17 protein-coding genes, 1 tRNA gene and 1 pseudogene are annotated in these 22,570 nt (G+C 32.4%); 8 read left to right on the plus strand and 11 right to left on the minus strand.

The features are described from left to right. From AB8525_RS07975 to AB8525_RS07985, 3 genes are read left to right on the plus strand one after another with little or no spacing between them, the layout of a single operon-like run. Positions 1 to 792, plus strand: coding sequence for an outer membrane lipoprotein-sorting protein (locus AB8525_RS07975; RefSeq protein ID WP_369177274.1), 792 nt, complete (start codon positions 1 to 3; stop codon positions 790 to 792). 3 nt (positions 793 to 795) lie between these two features. Beyond that, entirely contained in the window at positions 796 to 2,013 is a 1,218-nt protein-coding gene (locus tag AB8525_RS07980; RefSeq protein WP_369177276.1) for a DUF1302 family protein, read from the plus strand. 59 nt (positions 2,014 to 2,072) lie between these two features. Next, positions 2,073 to 7,046: an amino acid adenylation domain-containing protein gene (locus AB8525_RS07985; protein WP_369177277.1), complete on the plus strand. Its 4,974-nt coding sequence runs from the start codon at positions 2,073 to 2,075 to the stop codon at positions 7,044 to 7,046. A gap of 6 nt (positions 7,047 to 7,052) precedes the next feature. On the opposite strand, the gene AB8525_RS07990 is transcribed toward AB8525_RS07985, so the two are convergent. Then, positions 7,053 to 8,237: an IS3 family transposase gene (locus AB8525_RS07990; protein WP_369150786.1), complete on the minus strand. Its 1,185-nt coding sequence runs from the start codon at positions 8,235 to 8,237 to the stop codon at positions 7,053 to 7,055. A 91-nt stretch (positions 8,238 to 8,328) separates the two neighbouring features. On the opposite strand from AB8525_RS07990, the gene AB8525_RS07995 reads away from it, so the two are divergent. Genes AB8525_RS07995 through AB8525_RS08005 form a run of 3 tightly spaced genes read left to right on the plus strand, consistent with a single transcriptional unit; the run spans position 8,329 to position 16,846 of the window. After that, complete coding sequence (locus tag AB8525_RS07995) at positions 8,329 to 10,962, plus strand: amino acid adenylation domain-containing protein (protein ID WP_369177279.1); 2,634 nt, start codon at positions 8,329 to 8,331, stop codon at positions 10,960 to 10,962. Further along, the gene (locus AB8525_RS08000) at positions 10,956 to 16,172 is read left to right on the plus strand and encodes an amino acid adenylation domain-containing protein (RefSeq protein WP_369177281.1); all 5,217 of its coding nucleotides are present in this window, start codon (positions 10,956 to 10,958) and stop codon (positions 16,170 to 16,172) included. Before AB8525_RS07995 ends, AB8525_RS08000 begins: the two co-directional genes overlap by 7 nt. Further along, positions 16,151 to 16,846: a 4'-phosphopantetheinyl transferase superfamily protein gene (locus AB8525_RS08005; protein WP_369177283.1), complete on the plus strand. Its 696-nt coding sequence runs from the start codon at positions 16,151 to 16,153 to the stop codon at positions 16,844 to 16,846. Before AB8525_RS08000 ends, AB8525_RS08005 begins: the two co-directional genes overlap by 22 nt. 507 nt (positions 16,847 to 17,353) lie before the next feature. Here AB8525_RS08005 and AB8525_RS08010 read toward each other — a convergent pair. The 3 genes and pseudogenes from AB8525_RS08010 to AB8525_RS08020 all read right to left on the minus strand — a co-directional run. After that, positions 17,354 to 17,926: an IS3 family transposase gene (locus tag AB8525_RS08010; RefSeq protein WP_369179047.1), complete on the minus strand. Its 573-nt coding sequence runs from the start codon at positions 17,924 to 17,926 to the stop codon at positions 17,354 to 17,356. Next, positions 17,883 to 18,539 (minus strand): transposase, encoded by a 657-nt coding sequence (locus tag AB8525_RS08015; protein ID WP_369177285.1) that lies wholly within the window; start codon positions 18,537 to 18,539, stop codon positions 17,883 to 17,885. Before AB8525_RS08015 ends, AB8525_RS08010 begins: the two co-directional genes overlap by 44 nt. A gap of 153 nt (positions 18,540 to 18,692) precedes the next feature. Beyond that, positions 18,693 to 18,944 (minus strand): annotated as a pseudogene (locus tag AB8525_RS08020) (transposase); the annotation flags it as partial. 56 nt (positions 18,945 to 19,000) lie between these two features. Between AB8525_RS08020 and AB8525_RS08025 the strand changes: the two are divergent. Beyond that, the gene (locus AB8525_RS08025) at positions 19,001 to 19,375 is read left to right on the plus strand and encodes a helix-turn-helix transcriptional regulator (RefSeq protein ID WP_369177287.1); all 375 of its coding nucleotides are present in this window, start codon (positions 19,001 to 19,003) and stop codon (positions 19,373 to 19,375) included. A gap of 98 nt (positions 19,376 to 19,473) precedes the next feature. On the opposite strand, the gene AB8525_RS08030 is transcribed toward AB8525_RS08025, so the two are convergent. From AB8525_RS08030 to trpC, 7 genes are all read right to left on the minus strand, one after another. Next, positions 19,474 to 19,566: transfer RNA gene (locus tag AB8525_RS08030), tRNA-Ser, on the minus strand. Beyond that, on the minus strand, positions 19,527 to 19,748 hold the full coding sequence (locus AB8525_RS08035; protein ID WP_369150730.1) for a hypothetical protein: 222 nt from the start codon (positions 19,746 to 19,748) through the stop codon (positions 19,527 to 19,529). Before AB8525_RS08035 ends, AB8525_RS08030 begins: the two co-directional genes overlap by 40 nt. An 18-nt stretch (positions 19,749 to 19,766) precedes the next feature. Then, positions 19,767 to 20,114, minus strand: a complete 348-nt coding sequence (locus AB8525_RS08040; protein WP_369150732.1) for a hypothetical protein — start codon at positions 20,112 to 20,114, stop codon at positions 19,767 to 19,769. Continuing rightward, positions 20,096 to 20,245: a hypothetical protein gene (locus AB8525_RS08045; protein ID WP_369150050.1), complete on the minus strand. Its 150-nt coding sequence runs from the start codon at positions 20,243 to 20,245 to the stop codon at positions 20,096 to 20,098. Before AB8525_RS08045 ends, AB8525_RS08040 begins: the two co-directional genes overlap by 19 nt. Before the next feature lie 16 nt (positions 20,246 to 20,261). Beyond that, the gene (locus AB8525_RS08050) at positions 20,262 to 20,483 is read right to left on the minus strand and encodes a hypothetical protein (RefSeq protein WP_369177289.1); all 222 of its coding nucleotides are present in this window, start codon (positions 20,481 to 20,483) and stop codon (positions 20,262 to 20,264) included. Continuing rightward, positions 20,476 to 20,886 carry an OsmC family protein gene (locus tag AB8525_RS08055; RefSeq protein WP_369150736.1) on the minus strand — a complete coding sequence of 137 codons (411 nt, stop codon included), beginning with the start codon at positions 20,884 to 20,886 and terminating at the stop codon, positions 20,476 to 20,478. The genes AB8525_RS08050 and AB8525_RS08055 overlap by 8 nt, the downstream gene beginning before the upstream one ends. Further along, positions 20,883 to 21,680: an indole-3-glycerol phosphate synthase TrpC gene (trpC, locus tag AB8525_RS08060; protein WP_369179049.1), complete on the minus strand. Its 798-nt coding sequence runs from the start codon at positions 21,678 to 21,680 to the stop codon at positions 20,883 to 20,885. Before trpC ends, AB8525_RS08055 begins: the two co-directional genes overlap by 4 nt. A gap of 55 nt (positions 21,681 to 21,735) precedes the next feature. On the opposite strand from trpC, the gene kdsA reads away from it, so the two are divergent. Continuing rightward, positions 21,736 to 22,569, plus strand: a complete 834-nt coding sequence (gene kdsA, locus AB8525_RS08065; RefSeq protein ID WP_369177291.1) for a 3-deoxy-8-phosphooctulonate synthase — start codon at positions 21,736 to 21,738, stop codon at positions 22,567 to 22,569. Position 22,570 lies beyond the last annotated feature (1 nt).

Genomic DNA, 22,570 nt, shown 5'->3' on the forward strand with positions numbered 1-22,570 from the left:
ATGAAAAATTTATTACTCCTTATGTTGATAGTGACATTTTCTCCTGTTTATAGTGCGGATAAAGTGGACCCTTTGAAAATTATGAGAGAGGTTTATCAGCGTGAAGATGCAAAGACTCTTATTCAAGACATGGAAATGACATCTGTTGATAAATTTGGAAATAAAAGAGTAAAAAAAATGAAAGTTTATAGCAAGTATTACGGGAAAGATAAGCGTCAAATTATGTTTTTCACCTCTCCTTCAAGTGTTAGAAATACAGCATTTTTAACATATGATTATAATGATGAATCAGTAAAAGAAGATAGTCAGTGGATATTTCTACCGAAACTTAAACGTATTAAACATATAGCAAGCTCAAATAAATCCTCTAGTTTTATGGGGTCTGATTTTTCATATTTTGATCTAACAAAACCAAATTTAGAAAACTATGTGTATAAATATTTAGGGGAAGAGGAGGTTAACGGTACTCTAGCATGGAAAATAGAAAGCATCCCAAAAACAAGTGAAATTATTCAAAAGTTTGCTTATACAAGGACAATCAACACTATAGCGCAAGACAGCTATATGATAATTAAATCCATAGGATTTATGAAAAATGGAAAAGCAAAATATATGAATATACTCAACACCCATAAAAATAAAAATATTTGGATTGTAGATGATATGGAAATGACAACAAAAAGAGGAGAAATCTTTCTACATAAAACTACCATGAAATTAAGAAATATTAGATTAAATCCTAATATTAAGGATAAAATTTTTACAATAAGACGTTTGGACAAGGGAGTATAAATATTGAAGTATTTATTATTATGTGGAGCGTTTATTCTAAATAATGTGTATGCAGGTAGCTTAAATAGTTTTTCAGGGTACTTGCAACAACATCTAGCCTATGGTTACAATAGTGACACGGCACAAGAGTCTTTGAATAGTGCACTTTTTTTGGATTATAATCATAATTTTAATGGTAATTGGAAGTTCAAAGGTAACGCTAAAATATATTATGACTTAATATACGATATTAAGAGTGATCGGTATACTCAGGATGAATTGAATGCGTTCAGAAGTCAAAAGGAGGTTTTTGACGCCTATATTGAAGGAAGCGCTGGTGATGATTTGGATATAAAGCTGGGTCGTCAAGTTATTGTGTGGGGGAGGAGTGATAATATACGCATTACTGATATACTCAACCCCTTGGATAATCGTATTCCTGGGGTAACTAATATTGAAGATTTGCGCCTTCCAGTCACTATGGCAAGATTTGATTATTTCACTGAAAATTGGCGCATAACTCCTATAGTTATTTTAGAGCAACGTTTTAGTAAACTCCCTCCGTTTGGATCTGTGTTTTCTTTGTCACCCTTTGTAATGCCAGATAATGAGTCTTACAATGATATAACTTATGCACTCTCGATTGATCGCGCCTTTCCAGAATGGGATATAAGCCTTTATGCGGCAAGAATTCGTGATGATTCTGGCTGCATTCCAATAGAATCGAATCCAAGAATTACGCATGAGAAAACAACAATGTTTGGAGCGGCATTAAACATAATCAATGACTCATGGCTTGTCAAAGTTGAGGCCGCCTATTTTGATGGACTAAGGTTCACTTCCACACAGGAAAAACATTTTTCACGGACCGATTCTTTAATTGGCGTGGAATACAGTGGAGCTGTTGACACAATAATTAATTATGATTTTTCACTTAGACATTTCAATAACTACGATATTAAGCTTTTTGACGAGCCTAATCTTTTAAATAGGGATACTTATCAGCATGCTTTTGGTGTTAACTCTGATTTTATGAACGCAACACTCCATATAAATTATTTACTCTCCCTTTATGGGGTTAGCATGAATAAAGGAGGGCTTCAAAAAATTTCGGCAAAGTATGATGTTACAGATAGAGTTAGCGTAGATATCGGGGCTATTGATTATATTTCTGGATCAGTATTTTTTAATGAAATTAAAAATCAAGATACGATATTTATGAATATAACTTACAATTTTTAGACATAATAGTTTGCGTTCAATGTTAACCTTAAAATCTTTACATTAAAGGATACTTAATAATGAGTAGAAAGAATCAACTTCCAAAAAATATTTATCACGCCTCCCTGGAAGAGGAGGCAATTTATTTTAAAAATATTGTTTTATCAAATAATGAAAGAAAGGCATTGCTTGAGCTAACTGCATTAAAAATTCAAGGTAATATTAAATATGAAAATATTGTAAATACAATTATCGGTGTTATGAAAAAAACACCGATAGCTAGATGTAGTTTTCAAATATTAAATGACACTTTAATTAAGAAAGACAATTTAAACATAGCTCTAAATAATCTAATTTCATTTTATGATTTATCTGATTTGTCAGAAAAAAAACAAGATGAAAAATATAATAATATCTTAAACAAAACATTCGATATTAGTAAGAAAGTCTTTGATTTTGTATGTTTAAAATACCATTCCCGTAAACATGTTTTAATTGTTAGAGCTCATCATATTGCTTCTGACCATGTGACATCAATGAAACTTTTACATGATTTTTTTGACACGTACAACGAAATTTTGATTAAAGGTGAGCGGTGTAAAATAACAAAGTATTCAAATGAAGAAGTTAGTTGTTCTCTAGTAAGAAAAGAAAGTGCTTTGAACGACACTGAACCCACAAAGTATTGGAAAAATGTTTTTAGAAAAACACTGTATTTAAGTGAATTTAAGCCAGACCTTCCCTATCCTGAGGAGGGGTCTGGAAATGGAGGGTTAGTTAATTTTAAAATAGGAGAGACGAGCTTACTCAAAAAGCATTCTAAAAAGAATAGAATAACTCCTTTTATTTTCTTATTGGGAGTGTTAAATACATTTATGTATCAACGAAATAGAGCAAAACATTGTTGTTTATCAATTGCCCTAAGCACAAGAGACAAAAGTACAAAAAATATTTCCGGCTGTTTTATTAATTCTCTTCCATTGATTGTTGAGCCAAATGAAAATGAATCGTTCAAATGTTTTTTAAAAAAAATAAAATCAGAAATTAAAAACCTTCAAAAATATAAACAATACCCATTTTCGGAAGTTAACAAATTATTTTCAAATATTGGGAAGTTGCCGTATCACCCACTACAAAGAGTATTTACAACATATACTTATACTGGAAAGCTTGAAAAAGTAATTGAAAATGTAAAGTTATCGTATTTGCCTATTAGATCTTTTGGTACAAATGGATCAGACATGTCAATTGTTTTCATTGATGATGGAAAGTGCATTCATGCAGATCTTAACTACAATAAGGATATTTTCCATAAAGATACAATAAACAATTTTATTGAGGGATTTAAAACAGTACTAAACCATGTTTTAGATGATGACACCAAAAAACTTAAAAATATTAACATAGTCAGTGAAAAAGAAAAGCATTGGCTGTTAGATGAGTGTAATAATACAAAAAAGGACTACCCAAGAGAAAAAACAATACATAGGGTATTTGAAGAAAAGGTAAAAAATACACCTAATGCAATAGCTGTTGTATATAAAGATAAAGAGATTGCTTATAAAGAGTTAAATGAAGAGGCAAACAAGCTGGCAAATTATTTAATTCAACAAGGGGTAGAGGTTGAAGATTTAATTGGAATATGTGTAGATAGATCAATAGAAATGGTTGTCGGACTTTTGGCTGTACTAAAGGCTGGTGCCGCCTATGTCCCTATAGATCCAACCTACCCAAAAGATAGAATCAACTATATGATAAAAGACTCTAAGGCGTCTTTTATTTTGACACAAATGCATTTAAAAGAGTTTTTAGTAAATGTTAAAAGCGCAATTATTTTTTTAGATAGGATTAATTTAAAAGACTTTTCCATAAAGAATCCGAAAGTTAATATGAGTTCTAGGAATTTGGCATATGTTATATTTACCTCTGGCTCTACAGGTAAACCGAAAGGGGTTATGGTTGAGCATAGAAGTGTTTTGAATCTTGTCTTAAACCAGAAATATATTAATTTGAAATGTCCGAAGATAATGCAGCTTTCTACAATTTCTTTTGATGCCTCAATCTTTGAAATATATTATACTTTGCTAAATAATGGATCTCTAATTCTATATCCACATGCAGACATAGAATTTAGGATTTTAAATAATTTTTTGAGTAAATATAAAATTGATGTGTTATGGCTAACAGCCGCATTTTTTGATAAATGGGCATACACTTTAAAAAAAGACGATATATGTTTTTTAAAAACCATCTTAACAGGAGGGGAGGTAGTTAACTCTTTGACAGTTGAATATTTGCGTAATAAATTTAGCTCTTTAAGTGTTGTAGATGGTTATGGGCCAACAGAAAACACTACTTTTACCACAACTTATACAGTGAAACAAGATACGCCAAAAAACATTCCAATTGGTAAGCCAATAAATAACACCCAAATATACCTACTAGATGATAATTTAAATTTAGTGCCACGATCAGTGGTTGGAGAGTTATGCATATCTGGAGATGGATTAGCTAGGGGATACTTAAACAACAGTAAACTAACAAGCCAAAAGTTTGTGGACAATCCTTATTTAGAGGGTGAAAGGCTTTATAAGACTGGAGATTTGGCAAAATATTTAGAAGATGGAAATATTGAGTATGTCGGACGGGTGGATGAACAGGTAAAAATAAGGGGATTTAGAATTGAGCTGGGAGAAATAGAGCAGAAATTATTATCTATATCAAACTTCAAAGAAGGTTGTGTTATTGTTAAAAATGACGAAGTTTTAGGAAAAATGCTTGTAGCATATGTTACGGTAATAAATAATCAAGATATTGACAGTAAAGAGGTCATATTTCATTTAGAAAGAATTTTACCTAGGCATATGATTCCATCTGTCGTTATAAAGTTAAAGGAAATGCCATTAACTCTAAATGGAAAAATAGATAAAAAATATTTGTCTGAACTTGACGTTACATTTATCTCTAGTGAAGAATACATTGAACCACAAACAAACACGCAAGAAAGGCTTGTTAAGCTTTTTCAAGAAATTTTAGATGTAGATAGAGTTGGCATTAAAGACAATTTTTTTGATCTTGGTGGGCACTCTTTACTGGCCACACAACTTATTTCTAAAATTAATCGAGAGTTTAATGTTCAGTTTCAACTAAAGTTATTGTTTGAGTTGGGAAATATAAACTTAATTTCTAGAAAATTAGACTCTTTAGGCAAGGAGAGTGAAAAAGAATATAGTCTAATACCTATAGAAAAACATACAAATAAAGCACCATTAAGTTATGCCCAAGAGCGCTTATGGTTTTCTTTTCAAGAGGATCCTGAAAGTATTAAATACAATATGCCAATTCTTGTTGATTTCAAAGGGGTTTTTTCAGTCAGTAAAATAAAAGATGCTTTCGTTAAAATTGTGAATAGACATGAAATATTAAGAACAGCTTTTGTAGAAGGTAAAAAAGGTATTTTTCAAAAAGTTTTAAATAAAATAGAATTTGATATAAAAATATTTGATTTAACTAGGGTTAAAAGCTTATCAGAAGCAGATATAAAAAAAACTTATTACGCTGAAGTGATAAGATGTTTTGATTTGAGAAAAAATCCTCCTTTTTTTAATGTTTCATATGTAAAGGTTAGTAAAAAAAGATCAATATTATTATTAAATATGCATCATATTATTGCAGATGAAGAGTCGGTTAAAATAATTTTAAAAGAGCTAAATGGTGTATTAAATTTAAAGAAATTACATCCGATAAAGGTTCAATACTCGGACTATAGTGCATGGGAAAAAAGTGTTTTTGAAAAACAAAAACTTAAAGAAAGTTTGGTATTTTTAGAGAAGGAGTTCAATCCTTTCCCGAGGAAGATGAACCTTAAAAACTTACACAAAACACTGACCAAAAAAACAAAGTTTAATATTCTCACAAATAAAATTGCACTAAATACTCTGCCTAACCTTAGAGAGATACAAAAAAAGCATAATGTTACAATTACGCACTTATTATTAAGCGTTTATGCAATTTTACTGTATAGATACACAGCCCAATCTTCAATACTTATTGTTATGCCGGTAAGCAATAGAGAAGGTAATGAATTGCAGTCGACTGTAGGTTTTTTTGTCGATATGATTTTAATAAAGATAGATATAGATTATTCCGATGATTTCTTAACCGTCTTGAATCAGGTAAAAAATAAAGTGATTTCAGGGGCTGGCAACCAAAGGGTGCCTTTGCAAATTTTAATAGAAAATTTAAGGAGGCAATACCCTGATTTAAGTTCTAATAACATACAGTGTGCCTTTAATAGCACTCGCATTAATACAGAAGGCACAATTAATCATGTAGATTATCAAATCAGTTCTGTGAATAGTACAGAAGGAAAAGTTCCATTAACACTAACAGCTAACACTTCCGGTACCGATCTTTTGATTCAATGCGAATATAGTGGTGACTTTTGCAATAAAGAGATGAAAAGGTTTGTTGATAATTTTGTTTCTATATTGACAAAATTAGAAAATTCAAAAACCCCTATTATGCTTTTTGATATTTTCAATAATAGAATTCAAAAATTGAATAGTTTAAGCAAAAATATCACTCCATTGACACAAATACAAAAAGACTTGTATTTAGAGGGGGAGGTTAGTTTTAATGGACAATACTTAATAGGAGGATACTTTTTTACAGAGGGCTCTTATCAAGTAGAAGTTATTAAGAAAATAATTAATTTTATTTTTAAAAAAATTAAATTTCAAAATTTAAGAATTTGTAAATATTTTGATGAATTATATATGTACGAAACTAAAAATGATGGTAGAGACTTAATTTATGAATTTGAGATAAATGACTTAGGCAATATAGAAGAAGAGCTATATGAAAACGCCCAAAAGATTATTTCCCTTTCTGATTCATCTTTAATAAGGCCAATATTGATATATAAAGAAAACAAACTATTAGCAATATCTCTAATGGCGCACCATGTTATTGTTGATGCAATATCGTTAGTGCAAATTAGTATACTACATTACCCCAAAACCTCAAACAACTTTCTAAATTTTCTTATATAGCAAACCCTAAGAAGCCCTCTTCTTTTTCTGATTCAATTTTATACTTTCTTGATACACATCCATTGGTTTTTTATATTTCAATGTTTCATGGAATCTTTGGTGATTATAAAACTCAATATAATCATCTACATCCGTGGTTAACTCACTGATAGTTTGGTATTCGTTTAAATAAATCCTTTCACATTTAGCACTTCTCCAGAAGCGTTCAATGCAGATATTATCTGTGGCTCTGCCTTTGCCGTCCATTGAGATAGTAATACCCAGTTTTTTGAGTCGCTTGGTGTGCACCTCACTGGTGTATTGACTGCCTTGATCGGTATTAAATATCTCTGGGTGCGGGTATTTTTCTAAAGCATCGTTGAGTACGCTCATCACTAACTGTGAATCCATTGTGTTGGATATTCTGTGTGATAAAACAGCCTTGGAATGCCAATCAATAATAGCAGCCATATACACCATACCTCCCGCAATCTTAATGTAGGTGATGTCTGTACTCCAAACTTGATTAGCGTGGTTAATACCAAGACCTCGAAGCTTATAACTGTATTTTTTATGTGCTTTGATTGGTATGGCTGTATTAACCTGTTTAACCGCTAACACCGCTTTTAACCCCAACGCTTGGCGATAACGAGCCACTGTGTTTAAACTTACCTTGTAACCGTCTTCAAGTAGTTGTTGATGCACTTTTTTCTCACCGTAAATAGGTATTTGTTCAAACACCTTGGTGATATGAGATTTAATTTTATCTTTACGCACATTGGTACGCGGTGTGTAATATAAGCCACTCCTGTTAATGCTCAACAGTTGGCATTGTTGATTAATTGATAAAGGTTGTGTTGCAGATGTTGAAGACGGCTTGAAGTCAACTAATTGTTTAAGATTAGATAAGCCCAAGCTTTTTAGCTTTTTTGCTAACCATTCCTTCTCTACGGTTACCTTGCCTACCAGAGCTGTTAAGCGCTCATTTTGTTTTTGTGATTTAACAAGCTCTTCTTTGTATTCTTTAACCGCCTTGGATGGCTCCATGGCAATTTCAGCATTAGCAAGGAAGGTTTTCTTCCAGTTTTGTAGGTTTTGTGGAAGGATGTTATGCTTGCTAGCAATCTGCACCAAGGTGCTTTCATTTTGTAATAACTCAAGCACTAATTTTGTTTTAAATGCTGAGGTGTATTTGGTTCGTTTTTTACTCATTTTTTTACTCCGATTTTTTTTGTTTAGTTTAACGGGTTTGAAATAAGAAAGTTTAGATTGTTGTCTGAAATTGTTGGGGTTTTATATACTTGTGCAAAAAATATACAAATCATATGGTAAAAACCAAAAATTAAATGATTTTAACTTTGAAACTATGTACTCCAATAGGAGTGATTTGTTTGCCAAAGAATTTAAGGAAAATAATTCTTTCTGGGAAGGGAAATTACAGTCTGTCATTACACCTCCAAGCATGGTTCCTACTCAAAATTTAGGAAAATTAAACAAAGATGACTTAATACTCAATAACCATGTTAGAAAAAAATTAAAAGTTATTCAAAGAAAACACAACGTATCGCTATTTTCTATTCTAATTTCTGTGTATGTTCTAATGCTTCATAAAATGCATAATTTTAAGAACAATATAGTTTTTAACGAGCCAGAAACGACAAGAAATAATTTAAAAACAATGATTCTTGGAGTTTATGTAAACATTATCCCATTAGTTATTAGACGTTCTTGGTTGGATAAAGACATGAGCTTTATAGAATTTGTGAAAAAAGTAGAAGAATATCGAAGTACAGAAAAGCCTTATATTTCAATGAATAACCAGGATTTGTTAATACAAGGAGAGACAATATTTGGCGTTAACCATATACCGTTATTTGGTAAATCTTTTTTTTCAACTGGGAGTGTTGGTAAAAACGAAGTTCAGTTTACAGTTTATTCATCTAAAACACCATTTGTTAGATTTTCATACCATTATGGTTTTTTTGGAGACGGTAAGCCGACAAATAACTATGAGCTAATATTGGATGCAATTTTAGATGATGACACCAAAAAACTTAAAAATATTAACATAGTCAGTGAAAAAGAAAAGCATTGGCTGTTAGATGAGTGTAATAATACAAAAAAGGACTACCCAAGAGAAAAAACAATACATAGGGTATTTGAAGAAAAGGTAAAAAATACACCTAATGCAATAGCTGTTGTATATAAAGATAAAGAGATTGCTTATAAAGAGTTAAATGAAGAGGCAAACAAGCTGGCAAATTATTTAATTCAACAAGGGGTAGAGGTTGAAGATTTAATTGGAATATGTGTAGATAGATCAATAGAAATGGTTGTCGGACTTTTGGCTGTACTAAAGGCTGGTGCCGCCTATGTCCCTATAGATCCAACCTACCCAAAAGATAGAATCAACTATATGATAAAAGACTCTAAGGCGTCTTTTATTTTGACACAAATGCATTTAAAAGAGTTTTTAGTAAACGTTAAAAGCGCAATTATTTTTTTAGATAGGATTAATTTAAAAGACTTTTCCATAAAGAATCCGAAAGTTAATATGAGTTCTAGGAATTTGGCATATGTTATATTTACCTCTGGCTCTACAGGTAAACCGAAAGGGGTTATGGTTGAGCATAATGGATTGGTAAATTTATATGACTGGTATAGAAAAAAATCTTGTTTTAATAGGCAAACATCTGTCTTAATCATTAGCTCCTTAAGTTTTGACCTAACACAAAAAAATATTTTTTCAATTTTACATAGTGGCGGCAGTTTAATTTTCCCTTCTTATGGCGTATTTAGCCCATCTATAATTGTCCAACTTATTGATAAACATAAAGTAACCCTCTTAAACTGTACACCATCAGCGTATTATGCAATATTAGAGGCAAAGAATAATACAAACTCTTTACATAGTTTGAAAACTGTTTATTTGGGAGGAGAGCCAATTAATTTCAAAAAAGTGATTGCACCAGAATTAAAATTAAAAATTATTAATAGTTACGGACCTACAGAGTGTAGTGACGTAGTAACAAGTTATCTTATTGATAAACAAGATACGCCAAAAAACATTCCAATTGGTAAGCCAATAAATAACACCCAAATATACCTACTAGATGATAATTTAAATTTAGTGCCACGATCAGTGGTTGGAGAGTTATGCATATCTGGAGATGGATTAGCTAGGGGATACTTAAACAGCAGTAAACTAACAAGCCAAAAGTTTGTGGACAATCCTTATTTAGAGGGTGAAAGGCTTTATAAGACTGGAGATTTGGCAAAATATTTAGAAGATGGAAATATTGAGTATGTCGGACGGGTGGATGAACAGGTAAAAATAAGGGGATTTAGAATTGAGCTGGGAGAAATAGAGCAGAAATTATTATCTATATCAAACTTCAAAGAAGGTTGTGTTATTGTTAAAAATGACGAAGTTTTAGGAAAAATGCTTGTAGCATATGTTACGGTAATAAATAATCAAGATATTGACAGTAAAGAGGTCATATTTCATTTAGAAAGAATTTTACCTAGGCATATGATTCCATCTGTCGTTATAAAGTTAAAGGAAATGCCATTAACTCTAAATGGAAAAATAGATAAAAAATATTTGTCTGAACTTGACGTTACATTTATCTCTAGTGAAGAATACATTGAACCACAAACAAACACGCAAGAAAGGCTTGTTAAGCTTTTTCAAGAAATTTTAGATGTAGATAGAGTTGGCATTAAAGACAATTTTTTTGATCTTGGTGGGCACTCTTTACTGGCCACACAACTTATTTCTAAAATTAATCGAGAGTTTAATGTTCAGTTTCAACTAAAGTTATTGTTTGAGTTGGGAAATATAAAAGAGTTGTCAGGTGTTCTAGATGTTATAAAGAATGATGACTCAACTCAGATTGAAGACAAAGACAACTTAAGAGAGGAGTTCATATGTTGATTAGTCTATTGAAGGAATTGAATAAAAAAAATATAACACTAAGCGTTGAAAATGATAACTTAAAAGTGAAAGCGCCAGAAAATTGTTTAACAGATGAATTAAAAAATAAATTAAAAGAGCAAAAAAATGAAATTATTAACTTTATTAATAGTTCGATAAATGAAGATTTAATTTCAAGACTCGATGAAAGGAGTATCTTTGAGCTTTCTTTTTCACAGGAAAGATTGTGGTTTTTAAGTGTATACGAAGGAGGGGATAGCAAGACGTATCACATGCCTTCTTTAGTTAAGTTGAGCGGATCTCTTGATATAAAAACTTTAGAACATTCAATTTCATGCATACTACAAAGACACGATGTATTAAGAACTAATTTTGTTAAAGAAGAGGAAAAAATTATTCAATATGTGAATGATAACCATGCTTTTGTTTTAAATTACTCTGAGATAAGTAATGCTGATTTATTTCCCTTGGTTGACAACGAATTACTCAGAAATTTTGATTTAGAAAAGAGTTTATTATTTCGTGCAAGTTTATTTAAAACTGACGAATGCGAGTATTACTTGTTTGTTAATATGCACCATATTATTTCTGATGGCTGGTCTATAAATATATTTTTAAAAGAGTTGTCGATATTATATAAGTCTTCTTCAAGTCAGCGGCCAAAAAGCTTAAACCCTCTAAGAATTCAATATGGAGATTATGCGGCATGGCAAAAAAAGAACATGTTGAAAATATTAAAAAATGGTGTAGATTACTGGAAGCAAGAACTAAAAGATATACCTATGTTGTTATTGCCAACTTCATATGCCAGGCCAGCTATTCAGAAATATAACGGAAAAAGAGTTAAATTTCAAATAGGAAAAAATATTTTTAATGAGATTGACTCCATTTGCAAGACGCACAAGGTAACTCTTTTTATGTTTTTGCTGTCCGTATTTTCTATTTTACTTCACAAATATACAAGTCAGAAAAAATTTGTTATTGGCTGCCCTATTGCCAATAGAAAAACATTCGACGTTGAACAGTTGATTGGTTTTTTTGTGAATACGCTGCCTATCAAAGTTTCCGTAAATAAGGAATTGAGTTTTTTAGAATTGCTATCAGATTTAAAGAAAAAGACAAAAAAAGCCTATGATTTTCAAGACATTCCATTTGAAAAAATTGTTGAGGCACTCAAAACACCTAGAGATACTTCTAGGTCGCCTATATTTCAAGTAATGCTAATTTTACAAAATACTCCGCAAGATTTATTTGAATTGCCAAATCTAAAAATAGAAAATATTGAGCTTCAACATAAAACATCTAAGTTTGATTTAACACTAGATGTTAACCAAATAAATGAGCAACTTTATTGTTCTGTAGAGTATTCAACCTCATTATTTAGTGATCACTATATAAACAATTTTATTGAGGGATTTAAAACAGTACTAAACCATGTTTTAGATGATGACACCAAAAAACTTAAAAATATTAACATAGTCAGTGAAAAAGAAAAGCATTGGCTGTTAGATGAGTGTAATAATACAAAAAAGGACTACCCAAGAGAAAAAACAATACATAGGGTATTTGAAGAAAAGGTAAAAAATACACCTAATGCAATAGCTGTTGTATATAAAGATAAAGAGATTGCTTATAAAGAGTTAAATGAAGAGGCAAACAAGCTGGCAAATTATTTAATTCAACAAGGGGTAGAGGTTGAAGATTTAATTGGAATATGTGTAGATAGATCAATAGAAATGGTTGTCGGACTTTTGGCTGTACTAAAGGCTGGTGCCGCCTATGTCCCTATAGATCCAACCTACCCAAAAGATAGAATCAACTATATGATAAAAGACTCTAAGGCGTCTTTTATTTTGACACAAATGCATTTAAAAGAGTTTTTAGTAAATGTTAAAAGCGCAATTATTTTTTTAGATAGGATTAATTTAAAAGACTTTTCCATAAAGAATCCGAAAGTTAATATGAGTTCTAGGAATTTGGCATATGTTATATTTACCTCTGGCTCTACAGGTAAACCGAAAGGGGTTATGGTTGAGCATAGAAGTGTTTTGAATCTTATTCATCATATAACTAAAGAATTAAATGTAAATCATAGTTTACATTTATTATCTGTCACCCCCGTTTCTTTTGATATACATGTTTTAGAAATTTTCACCCCTATAGTTTTAGGTGGCAAGTTAAGTGTAGCCTCTAATGAAGATAGAAAATCCCCGCAAGCATTGGACGCAATTATAAGTAATAACGATATCAATTGTATTCAAGCTACTCCAGCGACATTCAACATGCTGATGAAGAATGATTGGAAACCAAAAAAAGAACTAATTATTTTGTGTGGAGGGGAGGAGATTCAGTTTAATTTAAAAAGTTATTTATTAAAAAGTAAAAATATATTCTTATGGAATATGTACGGACCAACAGAAACGACAGTATGGTCAACAACATCTAGACTATCACTCTCACGCAAAGTCAACATTGGTAAGCCAATAAATAACACCCAAATATACCTACTAGATGATAATTTAAATTTAGTGCCACGATCAGTGGTTGGAGAGTTATGCATATCTGGAGATGGATTAGCTAGGGGATACTTAAACAACAGTAAACTAACAAGCCAAAAGTTTGTGGACAATCCTTATTTAGAGGGTGAAAGGCTTTATAAGACTGGAGATTTGGCAAAATATTTAGAAGATGGAAATATTGAGTATGTCGGACGGGTGGATGAACAGGTAAAAATAAGGGGATTTAGAATTGAACTGGGAGAAATAGAAAATGTTGTTAGTAAAATAGATGGAATTAAAAGTTCTATTTGTGTGGTCGATGACTTATTAAATATAAGATTGTTTTGTCAATTGGATGAAGCCTATCAAGAGAAATTTTTTGTAACTGATAAAATTGTAAATGTGTGGGGAAATGTTTGGGATAACACATATTCAGATAATTCAGATAATTTTAAAAAAGACTCAAAATTTCATGGCTGGGTAAGTAGCTATACTGAAAAAAATATCCCTGAAAAAGAAATGTTGGAATGGGTTGAAAATACCACAAACTCTGTATTAGATTTAAACCCTAAAGAGGTTTTAGAAGTAGGTTGTGGCACAGGTCTTTTGCTATACAGGCTTTATAAAAAAGTTAAAAATTATATAGGAATAGATATATCAGAAGTGGTTATTTCTAATTTAAGAGCAGAAATTAGTAAAAAAAATCAAAGTAATGTTAAAGTTTACTGTGATAAAGCTGATGACTTTAAAGTGCCAAGCAACAAAGTAGATACAATAATTATAAACTCTGTAATCCAGTATTTTCCTAATATATTGTACTTAGAGAGTGTTATAGGCAGGGTTATTAGTTCCATTGGTGTAAAAGAAGGGCGTATTTTTATAGGGGATGTGATTAATTTTGGATTACAAGAAGAATTTTACCATTCAATTTATCTTTTTAAAAATGATGCTCTCCGAAATAATCTAAAAGAAATAAATTTTATAAAAGAAAGAAAAGAAAGAGAGGAGGAGTTATTTATCCATCCAGCTTATTTTTTATCTTTAATGCAAAAATTTAATAAGATTGTGGATGTAAAAATTTCATTGAAGGAAGGGTTGTTTTTTAATGAAATAAATAATTTTAGATATGATGTTACGCTTTATATTTCGAATAATGGAGTTAAGACAATCGGGTGCAAAGATTTTTCTGAATACACTTGGCTGGAAACTAACTCTTTTGATAATTTGATTGAATTAATCAATACTTTAGATAAAACATTAATTGTAAAAAAAATACAAAATCGTTGCTTAAGCGGCTTTAAAAGTATTAGTGAAATAAAAAGTAAAAAGAAATCTAATGAGTTTGGATTATATATTTTTGAAATAGCATGTTATTTGAAAGAAAAAGGCTATAAGTATGAAATATCACCAACATACGATCAAAAATATTTTGATTTAATTGTGACAACGGAGAACGATATAGCCTTTTCGGCATATAAGAAATTAGATAAAATTCCTAATATTTTTTTCAATAACCCTGCATCCTCTTCTAGTTATTTTTTACAAAATATAAACAATGTATTAGAGGGTAAATTACCAGAGTATATGTTGCCAAAGTTTGTCAAGGTCATTCATTCGTTCCCACTAACGCCAAACGGGAAAATTGATAAAAAAAGTCTTTTATCAATAGGGGCAGAAAAAAATAATTTAAAAAAATATGTCGAACCAAAGACAAATGTTCAAAAAAGATTAGCCAATATCTTTAAAGAAGTTTTGGCAATAAATGAAGTTAGTATTAAAGATAGTTTTTTTGATTTGGGAGGGCATTCTCTTTTAGCGGTAACTTTAATTAATAGAATAAACAAAAATTTTGACGCAAGTATTCCTTTAAGTGCGTTATTCAGATCTCCTAGTATTATTGAGCTAGAGAATATCTTAAACAATCAGAATTTACTTACATCAGATGTGGTTATTCCTATAAATAATAGTAAAAAAACAAGCATGTTTGCCATTCCGGGTTTGGGTGCTGATGCTATTAGTTTTCAAAAATTAGGAGATTGTTTAAAGGGAAAATACAAACTTTATGCTATACAGCATACAGAATTAAAGAAAAACGTGCTACCAAGTGTGCAGAATATAGCTAAATACAACATTATAGAAATGAAAAAAGTTCAATCCAGAGGGCCGTACACACTACTTGGCTATTCTTTTGGCGCAACAATAGCGTATGAAATGGTGCATCAATTGTTAAAAAATGGCGATAAAGTTGATAAATTTATTATTCTAGATGCCTTCCATCCGCTGCCTATTGATTTAGGAAATAAAGACAATGCAATTAATGTGCTAATATATAATTTTATAACTTCTAGAGGGATGGACATTCAAAAAAAGAGAATAAAATCATTAAAAAATTTGGATGAAATATTATCTTTTTTGCAAAGAAACAATATAGAAATAGAGGAAAGCATGTTGAAATCTTTCCTATCGATAAGCTTGCAACATATAGAGTGTTCCAAAATATATATTCCCAAACCGTTGCCTTTTAGTTGTTATTCTTGCTTGTTAAGGGTGAAAGACGATATGTTAGATGGCATATACCGAAATAAAAATATACCAGAAGATTACGGATGGGGCAATCTTTTAGAGTTAGATATTTACGAAATCCCTGGTAATCATATGTCAGTTCTACAAGAAAATTATGTATCCAATATATGCAATTTTCTAGAAAAATAAACCCTTTTTCTTTTTACATTTGGGTTGTTTCTTTTAAGGATGGCAATATAAGAGATTTATATGAGACACTAGATTATACAGAGAGAGAGAAAGCAAATAAATATATAAATAAGTCTTCCAAGAGAAATTATATAATTATTCACGCCTATTTAAGGAAAATACTTAGCTTTTATTTTTGTGATATTCCCCCTAGTTCTTGGAGGTTTAAGAGCTTAAAGTGTGGAAGGCCTGTTCTTGATATGGTTGATTTTTTTTGTTACTTCAGTATTTCTAAAGCAACTGGCTATGGAAGCATCCTGATTTCTATGCAAAAAAACGCAGCTATTGATATTGAGCAGAGGCGTATTATTGCATTAGATAAAGAAATTATAAAGATGGTGTTCACAAGTAAAGAAAAAAAAATTTATACTACACAAGTAAACAAACATGATTTCTTTATCAAACTGTGGACATTAAAAGAGGCACATTTTAAAGCTTTGGAAACAGGGTTAACATGCAACATGCTGAATGAAGTAGATTTTTCCCATATTTTATCAAGGTCGAAGGTCGAAGGCCCTGCAAGAATAAAAAATTATTATTCAGTATGGATTGTAAAAAATGAGTATTTTTTATCTTTGGCGGTATTAAATGGAAAGGTACGAAAAATATTTTTATTAAGCACAAACTTGCTATGAAAGTATTTTACAAATCCTAATACTTTAGTATGAATAATGCCTAGTGTAATTGGTCAACCCTTAAAAACCACCCAACTATTTGATATATAACAATAAAATAAACAAATACCCCAAACAAATCAACCAATTTGTGTTAAAATAACCCTAATTTCTTGGTCGTTTTGCTTAAAAAATATGCTTACTAAATCCAGTCCAAACGCAGGGCAACAAAATCTATTCCATAGTGAACTTCTTTCTCAACTAGACACTAAAGACCCTTTAATACAACTCTCTTAACTAGACACTAAAGACCCTTTAATACAACTCTCTCATAGTATCAACTGGCAAACCTTTGCTAAGCATTATTGTCCTGACAATGGCAGACCTTCAAAACCCATTCGCCTAATGGTGGGTGTAATACCCCCATTTTCCGCACTATTCTCAAGTAGAATCTCGACTGTTCACAGTCATATTTTACATTACCCCAAAACCTCAAACAACTTTCTAAATTTTCTTATATAGCAAACCCTAAGAAGCCCTCTTCTTTTTCTGATTCAATTTTATACTTTCTTGATACACATCCATTGGTTTTTTATATTTCAATGTTTCATGGAATCTTTGGTGATTATAAAACTCAATATAATCATCTACATCCGTGGTTAACTCACTGATAGTTTGGTATTCGTTTAAATAAATCCTTTCACATTTAGCACTTCTCCAGAAGCGTTCAATGCAGATATTATCTGTGGCTCTGCCTTTGCCGTCCATTGAGATAGTAATACCCAGTTTTTTGAGTCGCTTGGTGTGCACCTCACTGGTGTATTGACTGCCTTGATCGGTATTAAATATCTCTGGGTGCGGGTATTTTTCTAAAGCATCGTTGAGTACGCTCATCACTAACTGTGAATCCATTGTGTTGGATATTCTGTGTGATAAAACAGCCTTGGAATGCCAATCAATAATAGCAGCCATATACACCATACCTCCCGCAATCTTAATGTAGGTGATGTCTGTACTCCAAACTTGATTAGCGTGGTTAATACCAAGACCTCGAAGCTTATAACTGTATTTTTTTATGTGCTTTGATTGGTATGGCTGTATTAACCTGTTTAACCGCTAACACCGCTTTTAACCCCAACGCTTGGCGATAACGAGCCACTGTGTTTAAACTTACCTTGTAACCGTCTTCAAGTAGTTGTTGATGCACTTTTTTCTCACCGTAAATAGGTATTTGTTCAAACACCTTGGTGATATGAGATTTAATTTTATCTTTACGCACATTGGTACGCGGTGTGTAATATAAGCCACTCCTGTTAATGCTCAACAGTTGGCATTGTTGATTAATTGATAAAGGTTGTGTTGCAGATGTTGAAGACGGTTTGAAGTCAACTAATTGTTTAAGATTAGATAAGCCCAAGCTTTTTAGCTTTTTTGCTAACCATTCCTTCTCTACGGTTACCTTGCCTACCAGAGCTGTTAAGCGCTCATTTTGTTTTTGTGATTTAACAAGCTCTTCTTTGTATTCTTTAACCGCCTTGGATGGCTCCATGGCAATTTCAGCATTAGCAAGGAAGGTTTTCTTCCAGTTTTGTAGGTTTTGTGGAAGGATGTTATGCTTGCTAGCAATCTGCACCAAGGTGCTTTCATTTTGTAATAACTCAAGCACTAATTTTGTTTTAAATGCTGAGGTGTATTTGGTTCGTTTTTTACTCATTTTTTTACTCCGATTTTTTTTGTTTAGTTTAACGGGTTTGAAATAAGAAAGTTTAGATTGTTGTCTGAAATTGTTGGGGTTTTATAACTTGATGCTTATTTTTGAGCTTACTCGCCATCTTCTTACGAGAAGATGGCGCTAGAACTTTCCCTCAAGTGCTTCCAATCTGATTTGAGACATTAGGCGTTCGTCTGCATACATCTTTTTAAGTCTTGAATTTTCTGTTTCTAACTCTTTAAGTCTTTTGACAATGTTAACATCTGCATCCCCATATTTTGAACGCCATTTATAGAAAGTGGCTTGAGACATGCCGTATTCACGGCATAGGTTGGCAGCAGATTCTCCTGCTTGGTTTTGTTTAAGAATATTGACGATTTGTGTGTCTGTGTATCTTGATTTTTTCATTGTGAAAACTCCTTGTTTTTATTATAGAATTTTCTACTTTAGAAGTGTTTGGTTTTTTGGGGGTATTACAGTTTTCTATTGCTGAGGCATCGCTATTTTTGAGAATATCGATAGCAGAACTTAGAAAAATTTTAAAACAAGGCAATCTTAATCATATTGAACTAACAACTAAAAACATTGAATTTTTTGGCTACCAGCTACTGGAATTTTTACTTAGCACTGTTACCCAGCATAAAACCAAGTCTATTATCCCTCAAAGTTCGCCTGAGCGCATTATTAGAGCTGAAGAGGTGCAAAGTATGGCTGGATTATCACGAACCACTTTATGGCGATTAGAGAATAAAGGCGAGTTTCCAGGGCGAGTAAGCCTTGGTGGAAACAGCGTAGGCTGGAAACTTAGCGAAATAAAACAGTGGATTGATGAGCGGTAGAGAAAATTTATTGTGTATACATACTGGTATACATTTTTAAATTAGAAACAAAAAAACCCTAAAAAATGTTGATTTTAAAGGGTTTTCTTATAGAATAATGGCGGAGAGTGAGGGATTCGAACCCTCGATAGGGGATAAACCCTATACGCCCTTAGCAGGGGCGCGCCTTCAGCCAACTCGGCCAACTCTCCGTGAGAAAAGTATTATACTTGAAATAAAAAAATATTAGGAGACCTTTGCATAAATAGGGATGATTAGCAAAATGACAGATTTTATTAAATTGGAAATTTTTTAAATCCACTCCTAGCAGGGCTAAGGGTGTTTTTAAAAAGTTTGTAATTTGATGAAAGATGGCGTTTTGATGATTATTCATATTTATGCAAAGGTCTCATTAGAAAGCATATTTGTACTTAACATTAATTTTTTGTTTAAGGCCGGGTTTAACCTTGATTTCGCCTAAACTACCTTTAAATTGTAATTTATTTTCTATACTTTTTTCAATATTTGATAAGGCATTTTCAGTTTTATTCCACTGTGGTTTATTAGATTTGGACTGATATTGGTAAATTGTTTGTTTATCTTTTTGTTTTTTATAATAAAGGTCAATTTCAATTTGACTGCGCTGTTGTTGGCGTTCAAGTATAGCTTCTATATCCAGTTTTTCTAATTCCACACGAATTGGATTATCCGCATAAGCAGTGAAAGAAAGAGCGAAGAAGATTAATAGAGACCTTTGCATAAATAGGGATGATTAGCAAAATGACAGATTTTATTAAATTGGAAATTTTTTAAATCCACTCCTAGCAGGGCTAAGGGTGTTTTTAAAAAGTTTGTAATTTGATGAAAGATGGCGTTTTGATGATTATTCATATTTATGCAAAGGTCTCTAATAAAACCAACGGTACATACCTAACGCATTGACGCAAATAAAAACAGTGTTAAGCAGAACTAACGATTTGTCATCATTTTTTAACCCTTGAACAGCCCAACTAACCGCGGAAATCATAAAGAAAATATAGCCAAATTTTGAATATTCAAAATTAAGTGCCACTAATATACCGCCAGTGATACCTGTGATTGTGCCAACCCAACCCCAGATGTTATTCATAAGTTTCAAAGTCGTGAGTGACAGTGGCAGTTTTACCGAGCATAATGGAAGCAGAGCAGTATTTATCTGCGGATAAACTAATGGCTTTTTCAATTTTTTTGTCATTTAAGTTACTGCCTTCAATAATAAAATGTAGGTGGATATTAGTAAAAACTTTTGGGTGTTCTTCGGAGCGTTCTGCACTGATTTCTACACGACAATCATGCACTTCTTCACGCATTTTTTTCAGTGTGGACACCACATCAACTGTGGTGCAACCACCCATGCCGAGTAGCAACATTTCCATTGGACGCACGCCGAGATTTTTACCCCCTAATGTTTTTGGACCATCCATCACAATGGTATGTCCGCTGGCAGATTCGCCAATCATTGTCATGCCATCAACCCATTTAACTGTATTCATTTGAACATTTCTTGTAATGCTATGCCTGGATTGTCCTGACGCATAAATGCCTCGCCGACTAAGAAACTGTAAATTTCATTTTCACGCATAAAAGCAACATCTTCTGCAGTCAAAATACCGCTTTCAGTAATGATTAAAGTGTCTTCTGGCACTGCTTTCATTAGTTCAATCGTAGTATTTAAAGACACATCAAAAGAGTGTAGGTTGCGATTATTGATGCCAATCATCGGTAAGCCTAATTGTGAAGTGCGAAGTAATTCCTCCATATTGTGCACCTCAACCAACACATCCATATTGATGGCAATCGCACGCATTGCAAGGTCTTCCATTTGCTCATCAGTTAAACAAGCACCAATGAGCAAAATGCAATCGGCACCGAGCGTTCTGGATTCGTAAACTTGGTAAGGGTCAATGATGAATTCTTTGCGTAAAACAGGGATTGATACAGCCTTACGCACATCGGTCAAATATTGATCATCACCTTGGAAAAAATCTTTGTCAGTCAGCACTGATAAACACGCTGCTCCTGCTTTTTGATAACTTTTAGCAATTTCAACCGGGTTAAAATCTTCACGCAATATGCCTTTAGAAGGTGATGCTTTTTTGATTTCTGCAATAACGGCGTTCTGTTTTAAATCTGCTTTGTCCTTTAATGCTTGGTAAAAGTCTTGTGTATCACGGTTATTATAGGCAGTTTCAAGCATTTTTTTTGCAGAAATCACTTCTTTACGAGCGGCAATCTCCTCTTCCTTGCGGGCAATAATTTTTTTAAGAATGTCGGGCGTATTTGTCATAGTTGCCATTTTAAACGAATATAATTGACGCTGAGTTTTTATAATAAACAATAATATGAAATTATTAGATTTTGAAGTCGGCCTTGAATACCCATTTTTCCTTATCGCAGGTCCTTGCGTAATTGAATCTGAAGCGCTAGCGATGGAAACTGCTGCTTATTTGAAGCAAGTTACTGACGAATTGAGTATCAATTTTATTTACAAATCGTCTTATGATAAGGCAAATCGTACTAGTACCAATAGTTTTAGAGGCTTGGGAATTGAAGAAGGGTTGCGTATTTTGCAAAAAGTTAAAGACGAAATTGGCGTGCCAGTTTTAACCGATGTTCACGAAGACACCCCATTAGATGAAGTTGCATCAGTGGTAGATATGATGCAAACCCCCGCTTTTTTAGTGCGTCAAACTAACTTTATTCAAAATGTTTGCAAGCAAGGGATTCCTGTTAATATCAAAAAAGGCCAATTCCAAGCACCGTGGGATATGCAAAATGTAGTTGATAAAGTCTTTGAAACAGGTAATCAGCAAATCACATTGTGCGACCGTGGCACTTCATTTGGCTACAATACTTTGATTTCCGATATGCGCGGCTTATCTAGTATGCGTTCCACGGGGCAACCGATTGTTTTTGATGCCACGCATTCTGTACAACAGCCCGGTGGGCAAGGCGGCACATCTGGCGGGCAAAGAGAAATGGTGCCAGTCGTTGCTAGAGCCGCGGCAGCCGTTGGTGTCTCAGGATTTTTTATGGAAACTCATCCAAATCCTAATGAAGCACTTAGCGATGGGCCGAATATGATTCCGATTGATAAAATGTCTGAAATGCTAAAAGCCTTGCAGGATATTGATTGTGTCACTAAGAAAAACGGATTTTTAGAAGATCAACTGTAAA

Origin of the sequence: Candidatus Thiodubiliella endoseptemdiera, assembly GCF_964212635.1 — a bacterium.
Taxonomy (GTDB): domain Bacteria; phylum Pseudomonadota; class Gammaproteobacteria; order PS1; family Pseudothioglobaceae; genus Thiodubiliella; species Thiodubiliella endoseptemdiera.

Excerpts from the sequence above, each read along its gene's own strand:
- AB8525_RS07975 (WP_369177274.1), top strand. The coding sequence starts at position 1 with ATGAAAAATTTATTACTCCTTATGTTGATAGTGACATTTTCTCCTGTT.
- AB8525_RS07985 (WP_369177277.1), top strand. The coding sequence starts at position 2,073 with ATGAGTAGAAAGAATCAACTTCCAAAAAATATTTATCACGCCTCCCTG.
- AB8525_RS07990 (WP_369150786.1), bottom strand. The coding sequence starts at position 8,237 with ATGAGTAAAAAACGAACCAAATACACCTCAGCATTTAAAACAAAATTA.
- AB8525_RS08000 (WP_369177281.1), top strand. The coding sequence starts at position 10,956 with ATGTTGATTAGTCTATTGAAGGAATTGAATAAAAAAAATATAACACTA.
- AB8525_RS08005 (WP_369177283.1), top strand. The coding sequence starts at position 16,151 with ATGCAATTTTCTAGAAAAATAAACCCTTTTTCTTTTTACATTTGGGTT.
- AB8525_RS08015 (WP_369177285.1), bottom strand. The coding sequence starts at position 18,539 with ATGAGTAAAAAACGAACCAAATACACCTCAGCATTTAAAACAAAATTA.
- AB8525_RS08035 (WP_369150730.1), bottom strand. The coding sequence starts at position 19,748 with ATGAATAATCATCAAAACGCCATCTTTCATCAAATTACAAACTTTTTA.
- AB8525_RS08040 (WP_369150732.1), bottom strand. The coding sequence starts at position 20,114 with ATGCAAAGGTCTCTATTAATCTTCTTCGCTCTTTCTTTCACTGCTTAT.
- AB8525_RS08045 (WP_369150050.1), bottom strand. The coding sequence starts at position 20,245 with ATGAATAATCATCAAAACGCCATCTTTCATCAAATTACAAACTTTTTA.
- AB8525_RS08050 (WP_369177289.1), bottom strand. The coding sequence starts at position 20,483 with ATGAATAACATCTGGGGTTGGGTTGGCACAATCACAGGTATCACTGGC.
- AB8525_RS08055 (WP_369150736.1), bottom strand. The coding sequence starts at position 20,886 with ATGAATACAGTTAAATGGGTTGATGGCATGACAATGATTGGCGAATCT.
- trpC (WP_369179049.1), bottom strand. The coding sequence starts at position 21,680 with ATGACAAATACGCCCGACATTCTTAAAAAAATTATTGCCCGCAAGGAA.
- kdsA (WP_369177291.1), top strand. The coding sequence starts at position 21,736 with ATGAAATTATTAGATTTTGAAGTCGGCCTTGAATACCCATTTTTCCTT.